The sequence below is a fragment of the Pseudomonas halotolerans genome (assembly GCF_039581215.1).
Lineage (GTDB): Bacteria > Pseudomonadota > Gammaproteobacteria > Pseudomonadales > Pseudomonadaceae > Aquipseudomonas > Aquipseudomonas tehranensis.
In genome coordinates, this window is record NZ_JBCNTJ010000009.1 from 222,180 (window position 1) to 233,947 (window position 11,768).

11 protein-coding genes are annotated in these 11,768 nt (G+C 58.5%); 4 read left to right on the forward strand and 7 right to left on the reverse strand.

Annotated features, from left to right (window positions below; all coding sequences use genetic code 11):
• Positions 1–126: 126 nt before the first annotated feature.
• Complete coding sequence (locus AAIS01_RS14905) at positions 127–2,238, forward strand: hybrid sensor histidine kinase/response regulator (protein ID WP_343469586.1); 2,112 nt, start codon at positions 127–129, stop codon at positions 2,236–2,238.
• A 95-nt stretch (positions 2,239–2,333) separates the two neighbouring features.
• Positions 2,334–2,615 carry a hypothetical protein gene (locus AAIS01_RS14910; RefSeq protein ID WP_047227813.1) on the forward strand — a complete coding sequence of 94 codons (282 nt, stop codon included), beginning with the start codon at positions 2,334–2,336 and terminating at the stop codon, positions 2,613–2,615.
• Positions 2,616–2,707: 92 nt separating this feature from the next.
• Here the strand turns inward: AAIS01_RS14910 and srmL are convergent, their stop codons facing one another.
• Together srmL and AAIS01_RS14920 are read right to left on the reverse strand one after the other, a co-directional pair.
• Entirely contained in the window at positions 2,708–3,847 is a 1,140-nt protein-coding gene (gene srmL / locus AAIS01_RS14915) for a PheS-related mystery ligase SrmL (RefSeq protein WP_343469587.1), read from the reverse strand.
• Between the two features lie 545 nt (positions 3,848–4,392).
• Positions 4,393–4,914: a DUF4142 domain-containing protein gene (locus AAIS01_RS14920; RefSeq protein WP_343469588.1), complete on the reverse strand. Its 522-nt coding sequence runs from the start codon at positions 4,912–4,914 to the stop codon at positions 4,393–4,395.
• 217 nt (positions 4,915–5,131) lie between these two features.
• On the opposite strand from AAIS01_RS14920, the gene AAIS01_RS14925 reads away from it, so the two are divergent.
• On the forward strand, positions 5,132–5,374 hold the full coding sequence (locus tag AAIS01_RS14925) for an HP1242/YdcH family protein (RefSeq protein ID WP_092459286.1): 243 nt from the start codon (positions 5,132–5,134) through the stop codon (positions 5,372–5,374).
• 69 nt (positions 5,375–5,443) lie between these two features.
• Here the strand turns inward: AAIS01_RS14925 and AAIS01_RS14930 are convergent, their stop codons facing one another.
• The 3 genes from AAIS01_RS14930 to AAIS01_RS14940 all read right to left on the reverse strand — a co-directional run bounded on the left by AAIS01_RS14930 (position 5,444) and on the right by AAIS01_RS14940 (position 7,654).
• Positions 5,444–6,307, reverse strand: a complete 864-nt coding sequence (locus AAIS01_RS14930) for a LysR family transcriptional regulator (protein WP_343469589.1) — start codon at positions 6,305–6,307, stop codon at positions 5,444–5,446.
• A gap of 267 nt (positions 6,308–6,574) precedes the next feature.
• Positions 6,575–6,892 carry an SCP2 sterol-binding domain-containing protein gene (locus AAIS01_RS14935; protein ID WP_076384034.1) on the reverse strand — a complete coding sequence of 106 codons (318 nt, stop codon included), beginning with the start codon at positions 6,890–6,892 and terminating at the stop codon, positions 6,575–6,577.
• Positions 6,893–6,943: 51 nt separating this feature from the next.
• Positions 6,944–7,654, reverse strand: coding sequence for a histidine phosphatase family protein (locus AAIS01_RS14940; RefSeq protein WP_343469590.1), 711 nt, complete (start codon positions 7,652–7,654; stop codon positions 6,944–6,946).
• A gap of 228 nt (positions 7,655–7,882) precedes the next feature.
• On the opposite strand from AAIS01_RS14940, the gene sohB reads away from it, so the two are divergent.
• The gene (sohB, locus tag AAIS01_RS14945; RefSeq protein ID WP_343469595.1) at positions 7,883–8,914 is read left to right on the forward strand and encodes a protease SohB; all 1,032 of its coding nucleotides are present in this window, start codon (positions 7,883–7,885) and stop codon (positions 8,912–8,914) included.
• Between the two features lie 220 nt (positions 8,915–9,134).
• Here the strand turns inward: sohB and AAIS01_RS14950 are convergent, their stop codons facing one another.
• Positions 9,135–9,629 (reverse strand): DUF934 domain-containing protein, encoded by a 495-nt coding sequence (locus AAIS01_RS14950; RefSeq protein WP_343469591.1) that lies wholly within the window; start codon positions 9,627–9,629, stop codon positions 9,135–9,137.
• Positions 9,613–11,271, reverse strand: coding sequence for a nitrite/sulfite reductase (locus AAIS01_RS14955; protein ID WP_343469592.1), 1,659 nt, complete (start codon positions 11,269–11,271; stop codon positions 9,613–9,615). The genes AAIS01_RS14950 and AAIS01_RS14955 overlap by 17 nt, the downstream gene beginning before the upstream one ends.
• Between the last annotated feature and the right edge of the window lie 497 nt (positions 11,272–11,768).

Sequence of the window (11,768 nt, forward strand, 5' to 3'; positions counted from 1 at the left end):
CCGAGCAGGTTTGCAGCATGACCTCACCATGAAACCAAACGCCAACCCAGCGCTCGAAGCTCTGAGCACAAGGGACTTGTGGTAGGCCGATTCCCTGCTGGCATATTCGAGGTTCAGAATCGACTCATGCAGTTTTTATCCCAGAATCATGGATGCCCCGGTTGGGGTGGTGAAATGGCCGGGCGTATCCGTGCGTTTGATTGGAGCCAGACCGAACTCGGCGCCATCGAGCACTGGTCCGCCAGTCTGCGCAGCGCAGTCCAGATGCTGCTGGCTTCGCCTTTGCCGATGGTCATGTTGTGGGGGCGTCAGGGTTTCATGGTCTACAACGATGCCTACGCCGAGTTCGCCGGCGGGCGCCATCCATACCTGCTGGGCTGCGCGGTAGAGTTGGGCTGGCCGGAAGTGGCCGAATTCAATCGTCACGTCCTGGATGTCTGCCTGGCCGGTGGCACCTTGTCCTATCGCAGCAAGGAGCTGGTATTGCTACGCAATGGCAAGCCGGAAGATGTATGGATGGATCTTTATTACAGCCCGGTGCCCGACGATGATCAGTCTCCGGGCGGCGTGTTGGCGATCGTCGTGGAAACCACCGAGCTTGTGCTGACCGAGCGCGCCCGTCAGGAGGCGGAACGCAGCTACCGCGCCGTCAACGAGCGCATTCAGTTGGCCCTCTCGGCCGGGCCCTTGCTGGGATCGTTTGTCTGGGACATCCAGAACGACACTCTTTCCGGCGATGAGCGCTTTTCCCGAACGTTCAATTACCCGCCGGACACACCCCTGGATGCATTGCCTGTCGAGATTGCCCGCCAGAACATCCACCCCGATGACCTTGAGGAAGTGAACCGGCGGGTCGAACTGACCTTGCGCACCGGGACCCCCTACAACGCTGAGTATCGGGTGCGCCGCCTGGGCGGTGATTACCTGTGGGTGCTGGCAAGCGGGCGATGTGAGTTCGATACGTTGGGCACGCCCTTGCGTTTTCCCGGCGTGCTGATTGATATCAACGAACGCAAGGCGGCTGAAGCCTCGCTGCTCAAGTTCACCCGTGATCTGGAACTGCGTGTCGCCGAGGAAGTGCATGCGCGGTTGACGGCCGAAGAACAGTTGCGCCAGTCGCAGAAACTCGAAGCCATTGGCGGACTCACCGGTGGTGTGGCCCATGATTTCAACAACTTATTGCAGGTGATCGCCGGCAACCTGCACCTGCTGGCTCGCCACGAACCGGACAACGCCAATGTGCAGCGACGGGTCAGTGCTTCCATCGAAGCGGTGGAACGGGGCGCCAAACTGTCCTCGCAATTGCTGGCGTTTGCCCGGCGCCAGCCGTTGTCACCGGCGGTCTACAACCCACGACGGATCTTCGACGGCCTGGGCGAATTGCTGCAGCGGGCCTTGGGCGAAACCATCCAGATCGAAGTGGCCTTGCCTGCCGAGCCCTGGTGCATCCACGTCGATCGCAACCAGCTTGAAAACGCTTTGTTGAACCTGGCGATCAATGCCCGCGATGCCATGGGCGGTGAGGGCACCATTGGCCTGATCGGCGAAAACATCGTGCTCGACGAATCGTCCTGCGCCGGAAAAGACATTCCGGCCGGTGACTATGTGCGTCTGTCGGTGATCGACCGCGGCGCGGGCATGCCTCCCGATGTGCTGAATCATGTGTTCGAGCCGTTTTTCACCACCAAGACCGACGGCCAGGGCACCGGGCTCGGACTGAGCATGGTGTTCGGGTTCGTCAAGCAAAGTGGCGGGCATATCGAGATTGCCAGTGACGTGGGAGAGGGCACGCGGGCGCAGATGTATTTCCCCCGCAGTCGGCAACCTGAAACAGGTGAAGAGGCGCCCCACGGCCCGCTTCTGGCCGGTGGGCAGGAGACGATTCTGGTGGTGGAAGATAACGAAGAGGTGCGCAGCGCGTCAGTGGAGCTGCTGGAGCAGTCCGGTTATCGAACCCTCACGGCCGCCAACGCTGACGCGGCCATGGCGCTTTTGCTCGAAGGTGCCTCGGTGGATCTGATTTTTACCGATGTGGTCATGCCAGGCCTGATCAAGAGCTCTGACCTGGCGGCCTGGGCCAAGGTACAGGCCCCGCCGTTGCCTGTGCTGTTCACCTCGGGCCACACTCGGGACATCATTTCCCGCAACCACCAATTGAGCCCCGATACCCATCTGCTGAGCAAACCTTACGGCCCGGATGCCTTGATCACCATGGTGAGGACTGTGTTGGGCAGTTGATCGCGGCGCGCTAAACAAATGGAACCGAAGCCGCCATGCCACCTTCAAATGACCATGACCGGTCATCAATCCGGCCTGTCATGAATGAGGTGCCTATGAACCAAGATCCTGCAAACACCCAGCAACAAGGCCAGACGCAGGCCCCGTCACCGCGCAATGATCCGGCGATCGATCCTCAGGTCTCCCCTGAGCCCGCTGGCACCCAGCCAGTCAGCCCGGCCGGGGCAGGCAAAGCCCAAAGCGCCGACAGCGAAGTCGATCAAAAGAATCACCACCAGGACAACGACAACACCTTCAGCCCTGGCTTCAAGCCTGACCCGGACCGCCCGGAATCCGGTGAGAGCACTGACGCCGATATCGATACGGATGGCGGTTAGCCAATGAGCCCTGCTTCTTTTTTTGAAGCTGGGCTTTCGCATTTCACGACGCCGTTGGGTGGCTGGCGCAGCTATTGAGTGGATGAGTGAGGCTACAGGTCCATCCGATACCCAGCCCCCGGCTTGCCTTCATGTAATGCCGACTGGATTTTTTCATACAATGCATTGGCCTCGACAGTCGTGATTGACCGCGAGCAATCCCGCAATACGACGCGCAACAGAGCATTTTCCTGGCCAGGTAACAGCCCGAGTCGCTCGATGGCCTGTGGTGGTAATTCAGACGAAGTCCAACGGCCTTTGACTTGCATCTCCTCAATCCAACCAGAGCAGTCGCCAGCCGCCTGGAGCATTTTTTCAGTCAGTACTTCCTCACTCAAACCCGGAGTCACGGCCACTGAAATGTCCCGAGTAATTGAAGGCAAACGCGAAACCGTACTCCAAGGACGTAAATCTTGCATCTGGGCCTGAACTCGCTCATTAGGGTCACGCAACAGGCGAATATCCGGGATTCCCTTTCGTAGCATAGCCAACCGGTCCAGCCCCATCCCCAACGCCAGACCGCCATGACGCTGCGCATCGATTCCTAGCCGTTGTAATAACGAAGTGGCAATAAGCCCACACTCCAGCACTTCGACAGCAGAACCATCGTTTATCACATTCACCTCGATGCCACCTTCGGTGTAATGATGCGGACTGTCGCTGTAAACCCAAGGTTTATCGGGGACGGCGACCCCAAGGATATCGCCGACCAAGCGCAAAAGGTGTTCGCGCGCCGAGAGCTCGGGTTCACCCAGCACCCATATGTCCATCTGATGTGGCTCGGCGCAGTGCCAACGATCACGACTGTCGCGGCGGAACGTGATACCCGGAGCGGCCAGCAAAATGACCTCTCCAAGTTTGCGTTCCTGAGCCGCACGTTGCAGCACAATTGGAATCTGGCTAGTGGTTTGTGTACGCAACAGTGAATGTTCGTCTATCCACCGGGTGTGTTCGCTGCCTAAAGTGATTTCTGCCGGGTCATAACCGAGCAGTCCGTAGTTCTCTTCGGCGGATACGATTCGTGGGCCGGTTTGTATTAGAGCCTGCGGCCAACCAGCACTGACCAGCCCTTCAATGATTTCGTTCATGATCAGACGGACCGCATGTGCGGGCGAGTGCGCCTCAGTCAGATCTGTAATGGATAACGCCTGCTGAAGCGCGACGTCAGTCAGGTATTTCTTGGTAACACCCATTATTGGCCCCTTTGAAAAAGTGTTTGCTACGGCTTGAACAGTCGGAGGAAAAACCTATCAATGCCGGACCAGTCAAACAACTTAATAAGGCGAATTTTGGTGTTTTCAGAAATCTACTACAGACACTTCCTGCATAAGTAATCTATCTGCTTCATTAATAGGCTATCGGTCTAAAAATAGTTGAAATATTTCATGATCAGCATACAAGTTGAATTCAGCCAGAAACACACGATGGCTCCGATGGTTATCACATTGATTTTCTTAGCCCAGCGGTCAATGTCGACCCCATGGCTCAATGACGTTAATAGTGGCGTCTGGCAAAGAGAGCAACTTCTAACTGGGGCAGGACTCATGCTCTTTTTTTGTGAAGTAAAACATCAAGGGAGCGACCTCTCGAAGATGCTCAGAGGCATTTCGGTATTCTGAGAAGATCCCACGTTTGAAAACAAGAAAGCCCTGCTGGATTAAACCTGCAGGGCTTCTCGGTCAGGCTGATGATCTCGCCAAGCCCGACGCCGTGATCGGGCTTTTTCGTACCTCTCCCGCTATTTACTTGGATGAGCGGCCTGGAGTTTCTTGGCCATTTCCAGATGTTTTTCCAAGTCAGGAAGCATTTTTTGCGCGAACGCCTTCAGCTCGGTGTTGCCGGGCTTCTTGTCGTCCGTGACGGTCTCGGCTTCTTTCTTGAACAGGGCGATGGTTTCTTCGTGGGCCATCACCTGGTTGTTGGCGTAGGCCGCATCAAACGATTCATCGCGCATGTCAAGAATCTTGGCCTTGGCCTTTTTCACCAGCGTGGTTTCGTCCGGTACTTCGATATCGTGTTTTTTCGCCAGCGAGATTAACTCTTCGTTGGCTTTGGTGTGGTCGGAAATCATCATGTTGGCGAAGTCCTTGACGTCCGCCGAGCTGCTTTTTTCCAGGGCCAGTTTGCTGGTTTCGATTTCCGCGATACCACCGGCCGCCGCGTTGTCGACGAAGTCGCTGGAAGTCGCGGCCCAAGCCATGCCCATGCTGGTACTCAAGGCAACCGCCAGGCCAAGTTGACGCAGGGTAAATCCGTCCATAGGTAAGTCTCCACACAGGTTGTACAAGGGACTTGTGTCGTCCTGTTCAATGGAGGGCGGCGGGCGGACAAAGGTTTGATTGCACAGCGGGCCGGTACGACGAACGGTCACCGCTGGTCGGATTGGCGGTCGACAGAACCCCGTCGGCGAGGCCATTCTGATGGTCGACGAACGCCGTAGAAGGCGTCTGCCATCGTTCTGCCAAAGGAGGTGTTCCATGCCCGTGACTCACGATTTGTGCCAGGATCTTCAATGCACAAAAGACCACATCCAGCAAAAGCGCAGCGAGAATCCAAGGCTCGACTCGTTACTTCAAAAATACTCCCAACTTGATGCCGAGGTGGTCGACGCCGAGAAACCGTCGTCCGCCGCACTGTCTGATGTTGCCCTGAAGGCGCTCAAGGAGAAACGATTGCAGGTCAAAGACGAGATCGCGGGGTACTTGCAGGAAGAGCCATAAGGCTGGGCTGTTTGTGAGGAGCCCTTTGTCTCGTGAAGGGCCCTCTCGCCACACATCCACCGCGATCCCTCAGGTCAGCGGGTTCCAGCGCTGGGACCAGTCGCTGCCGGCGGTGACGATCTGGCGCAGCACTTCGAAGGCTTGCTGCAACGCCGCCGAATCCCGATCCCGGGAGTACACCAGGTACGTCGGGTAGTTGAATTCCGGCGCCTTGGGCACTCGCTCCAGAATGCCGCTGTCCAGGTAACTCTGCACGACCCGGGTGCGGAAGTAGCCGCTGCCGCCGTTTTCCAGGATGTACTGCAGGGCCAGGGGGCCGAGGTTGAAGGTTACGGCCGCCTTGGCCTTGTCCGGCAGCGCGGTGTCGTGCTGACGACGGAAGTCTGCACTCCAGTCGATGTAGACGTAGGGCTCGGGACAGGTGGCCAGGCGCACCAGGATCAGTTTCTCCTCCAGCAACTGCTCCACTTGCAGTCTCGGCCAGTATTCGGGCTGATACACCACGGCGGCATCCAGCAGGCCCAGCTCCAGTTGTTGCAGCAGTTTTTCGCCATCGCGGATATCCATGCGCAGGGCATGGCCGGGGATTTTATGACGCAGTTCCTCAGCCCAGGCGAGCATCAAGGGGTTGCACAGGCTGACTTCCCCACCGAGGTGCAAAACGTTGCGAAAGCCTTCGGGTAAGGGCAGGTCCCGGCGGGCCGCTTCCCAGGTCTGCACCAGTTGGTTGGCATACACCACGAAGGTTTCACCGTCGGCGGTCAGGCGCGCGCCGGCACGGTTGCGCACAAACAGCACACAGCCAAGCTGGCTTTCCAGCTTCTGGACCCGCGCGGTGATAGCCGTCTGGGTGACGTGCAGCTTGTCGGCTGCGGCGGCGAGGCTGCCGTGACGGACGATTTCCAGAAAGGTGCGGGCAAGGTCAATGTCCATGGTCAGGCCGATGCGAGAAAAGCGGGGATTGTAAGATACCTGCGAACTACCGCAGGGCCCTTTGCTGAATGTACCGGCGCTATCGCGAGCAGGCTCGCTCCCACAAGGGATCTGGGGCGACGCTCAATCTTGAAACCGGAGCAATTGTGGGAGCGAGCCTGCTCGCGATAGCGATGGGCCGGCCAATGGAGATGCTCAAAATACAAATCCCGCCACAGAGGCGGGATTCGTTTGCAGCCAGGGCGCCCGGGGAAAGGGCAAGCAGCCTCAGGCCGGGAACAATTCGGACAGCTTCATCGACAGCATCATGTCGCCTTCGACGCGCAGCTTGCCACCCATGAACGCTTGCATACCGTCGGTATCGCCGCTGACGATGCCCTTGAGGGTTTCACTGTCCATGATCAGCGTGCAGTTGGCGTTTTCATTTTCGCCTTCTTGCAGCTCACAGGTGCCATCCTTGACGATCAGGGCGTATTGCTTGTCTTCGTCGGTGATGTTGAAACCAAATACCAGGTCCAGGCCGGCAGCGGCGGCTGGGTTGAACTTGGCTTTCATGGCTTGTACGGCGTCGGCTACGGAGGTCATGGTTTCGATCCTTATTTGGGTTATACAGCAAGGGTCTACAGTAATCCGGACTCAGCGAAAGGTGATGAGATCCGGGGCCTTCAGCAGTTGCAGGTGGGCATGACTGTTGAAGGAAGCCAGGGCCACCTCGCGACCCCTGAATTTCAGGTGGTTGAGCGAGGTGTTGACGATTTGCCAGTTCAGTTCGAAGGCCTGCCGTGCAGGCATCTGGGTGATCAGGTGGAGCAGGGCGGTGATGGTGCCGCCGGAGGTGAACACGGCGATTTTCTGAGAATTGTCGGCTCGCTCCAGAATGCGCTGCAGGCCGGCCTGGACGCGGTCGACGAAACCCAGCCAGCTTTCCAGTCCGGGCGGGTCGTATTGGCCGCCGAGCCAGCGTTCGATGATCAACGCGAAGATGCGCTGGAACTCGGCGCGGTTCTGTGCGGCGTTGCGCAGGATGTACAGGGCTTCGGGTTCCTGGGCGAGCATGTCGGGCAACAGGGCGCGGATCACCGCATCGGCGTCGAACTCATTGAACGCCGAATCGATTTCCAGCTCAGGCACCGGCAGCCCGGCGGCGAACATCTGGCCCAGCGCACCGGTGGCGGTATCCTGCTGACGACGCAGGTCGCCGGAGAGGCAGCGATCGAACACGACACCCAGTTCGGCCAGGTGGCTGCCCAGCACTTGCGCCTGGCGTACACCGTTTGGCGAAAGGACATCGTAATCGTCCGCACCAAAGGAGGCCTGGCCATGTCGAATCAGATAGATACTGCCCACGTCCGCGTCATCCCGGTACGTTGAAGGTTTGGCGAGGTTATGAGGATGGCGGTGAGCTGTCAATGAAAAAACATACGCTTGTTTGAAATGCTTGTTACAGCCTTGTCCAGCCGCGCTCGCATTAAGGTAACCACAGGTTTCACGGCTGGTCGCGGCGCAGGCGCATGGGTATGCTGAACGTGTTGAGTGCCCGCGCTTGAGCGGCGTTTGAATTTATTAGGAGCCATCGTGGAGTTTTTCATCGAATACGCCAGTTTTCTGGCCAAGACCGTGACGCTGGTGATTGCCATCCTGGTGGTGCTGGCCAGTTTTGCTGCCCTGCGCAGCAAGGGGCGGCGCAAGTCTGCCGGCCAGTTGCAGGTGAGCAAACTCAACGATTTCTACAAGGGCCTGCGCGAGCGCCTGGAGCAGACGCTGCTGGATAAAGACCAGCTCAAGGCCCTGCGCAAGACCGAAGGCAAGGCTGAAAAGGCCGCCAAGAAACACAAGGACAAGCCGGCGGCCAAGCCTCGGGTATTCGTGCTGGATTTTGACGGTGACATCAAGGCTTCGGCCACCGAAAGCCTTCGTCATGAAATCACTGCGCTGCTGACCCTGGCGACTCCGAAGGATGAAGTGGTGCTACGCCTGGAAAGCGGTGGCGGCATGGTCCACAGCTACGGCCTGGCCTCCTCACAACTGGCGCGGATCCGACAGGCCGGCGTGCCGCTGACGGTGTGCATCGACAAGGTCGCGGCCAGCGGCGGCTACATGATGGCGTGCATCGGCGAGAAAATCATCAGCGCGCCATTTGCCATTCTTGGCTCCATCGGCGTCGTCGCCCAGTTGCCCAACGTCAATCGCCTGCTGAAGAAACATGACATCGACTTTGAAGTGCTGACGGCCGGTGAATACAAGCGCACATTGACGGTGTTTGGCGAAAACACCGAGAAGGGCCGGGAGAAGTTCCAGGAAGACCTGGACATCACCCATGAGTTGTTCAAGAACTTCGTGTCCAACTACCGCCCCCAACTGGCTATTGATGAAGTGGCGACCGGTGAGGTCTGGCTGGGCGTCGCGGCACTGGACAAGCGCTTGGTGGATGAGTTGAAAACCAGCGATGAATACCTGGCCGAACGAGCCAAGAACGCGGAGCTGTACCACCTGCACTACGCCGAACGCAAAAGCCTGCAAGAGCGCATCGGCATGGCGGCCAGCGGTTCGGTGGACCGGGTGTTGCTGACCTGGTGGAGCCGCCTGACCCAGCAGCGGTTCTGGTAGCCCGCGAAGATCGGCTTTACCGCCCATCACTGTGGGAGCGGGCTTGCTCGCGAAGGCGGTCTGCCTGACAAATTATGTTGGCTGTGGCACCGCTTTCGCGAGCAAGCCCGCTCCCACAGAGTTTTCAGGGTGGCTGAAGATCCGGGTTCACCACTCACCAACCGCCCATAAAAAAGCCCTGAACCGGAGTACCCGGATCAGGGCTTTTTCATGCATGGTTTCAGCGACGGCGAAACAACGGCAACGGTTCGTCAGTAGCGGCCTGGTAGGTCACCGAGAAGTCCTTCAGGCTTTTGAGGGCCTCAAAGGGGTCCTTGTCGGCGCGCAAGGCAAAGGCGTCGAAACCGCAACGGCGCATGTAGAACAACTGGTCGCGCAGCACATCGCCAATCGCCCGCAATTCACCCTTGAAACCATAACGGTCACGCAGCAGGCGAGCGTTGGAGTAGCTGCGCCCGTCGGTGAAGGCCGGGAAGTTCAGGGCAATGACCTGAAGTTGATTGGCGTCATCACCGATTTCTTCCGCTTCTTCGTCGGCGTCCAGCCACACACCCAGGCCGCCATCGCGGGCCTTGAGGGCGTGAGCATGATCGCGCCACAGGGCCAGGGGCACGATCAGGTCGTCGCAGTTGGAAATACCATCGAGGGTCGCGTCCTTGGGCAGCAGGTGCCAGGTTTCGTCGATAACCTCGTCGTTCTTAATGATTCGCTGCATAGACGCGTTCCTTGAAGAGGTCGATGCCGATACGTTGATAAGTGTCGATGAAACGCTCGTCTTCAGTACGTTGTTCGATGTACACGTCGATCAGCTTCTCGATCACGTCAGGCATGTCGTCCTGGGCAAACGACGGGCCGAGGATCTTGCCCAGGCTGGCGTCGCGGCTGCCGCTGCCGCCCAGGGAGACTTGGTAGAACTCCTCACCTTTCTTGTCCACGCCCAGAATGCCGATGTGGCCGACGTGGTGGTGACCACAGGCGTTCATGCAACCAGAAATGTTCAGGTCCAGCTCGCCGATGTCGAACAGGTAATCCAGGTCGTCGAAACGACGCTGGATCGACTCGGCGATCGGGATCGACTTGGCGTTGGCCAGGGAGCAGAAGTCGCCGCCCGGGCAGCAGATGATGTCGGTCAGCAGGCCGATGTTCGGGGTGGCGAAGCCTTGCTCGCGCAACTCGCCCCACAGGGTGAACAATTGGCTCTGTTCAACGTCCGCCAGGATGATGTTCTGTTCGTGGGAGGTGCGCAGTTGACCGAAGCTGTAGCGCTCAGCCAGGTCGGCCACGGCGTCCAGTTGCTTGTCGGTGATGTCGCCCGGCGCGACGCCGGTCGGCTTCAGGGACAGGGTCACCGCGACGTAGCCCGGCTTTTTGTGGGCCAGGGTGTTGCGGGTGCGCCAGCGGGCGAAGCCAGGATGTTCTTTGTCCAGGGCAGACAGCTCGGCGTCCTGGTTACTCAGGGCCTTGTAGTCCGGGTCGACGAAATGCTTGGCTACGCGATGGACTTCGGCTTCGGTCAGGGTGGTCTGGCCGCCGCGCAGGTGAGCCATTTCGGCCTCGACCTTTTCGGCGAACACTTCTGGCGTAAGGGCCTTGACCAGGATCTTGATCCGCGCCTTGTACTTGTTGTCACGACGGCCGTAGCGGTTGTACACCCGCAGGATGGCGTCGAGGTAGCTCAGCAGGTCCTGCCATGGCAGGAACTCGTTGATGAACGCGCCGACCACCGGCGTACGGCCCAGGCCGCCGCCCACCAGCACACGGAAGCCCAGTTCGCCCGCGGCGTTGTAGACCGTCTCCAGGCCGATGTCGTGGACTTCAATGGCCGCACGGTCCGAGGTCGAGCCATTGATGGCGATCTTGAACTTGCGCGGCAGGTAGGCGAATTCCGGGTGGAAGGTGGTCCACTGGCGAACGATCTCGCACCAGGGACGCGGATCGATCAACTCATCGGCCGCGACACCGGCGAACTGGTCGGTGGTGACGTTGCGCAGGCAGTTGCCGCTGGTCTGGATCGCGTGCATCTGCACAGTGGCCAATTCAGCCAGGATCTGGGGCACATCTTCCAGGGCCGGCCAGTTGTACTGGACGTTCTGGCGGGTGCTGATGTGGGCATAGCCCTTGTCGTAGTCGCGGGCAATCTTGGCCAGCATGCGCACCTGACGCGAGGTCAGTTGGCCATAAGGCACCGCTACGCGCAGCATCGGGGCGAAGCGCTGGATATACAGGCCATTCTGCAAGCGCAGAGGGCGGAATTCTTCTTCGCTCAGCTCGCCTGCCAGATAGCGTTGGGTCTGATCACGGAACTGCTTGACGCGGTCCTCGATGATCCGCTGATCGTACTCGTCATATACGTACATATAAGTCTCGTTCTCAGGCTTGGGCCGATCAGAAACAGCGGTGTGTTGGCTCGCTGAAATCGGATTCTGCCTCGGCAATTCTGCGCGCACGGCCGCGCACTCCTATAGGAGCCGATGCAAGATACCTGTTTTGGGTTATGCGCAAAAGTGATGTTTGAGTATATATAAAGAACCAAATCGACTAATGAGATGGATTATTGCCTAACCCACATTTGTCGTGCGGGCAATCATCGTCTTAACTGTGGTCGAGTCCCTATGCAATCACCTACAAAACCGACAAGAGGCGATGCAATGAGCAATTCGACCAAAGCAAGGAAAAGCGACAGTTCTGTTGATGCCTGGGCCATTTTGTTCCTGATTATCCTGGTGGTGGGCACCGCGGTGTTCTGGGTCAGTCACCAATAATCGGTCGCCAGACGAAATAACCTGATGTGGGAGCGGGCTTGCTCGCGAAGGCGGTGGATCAGTCAATATCAATTCTGACTGATCCACCGCCT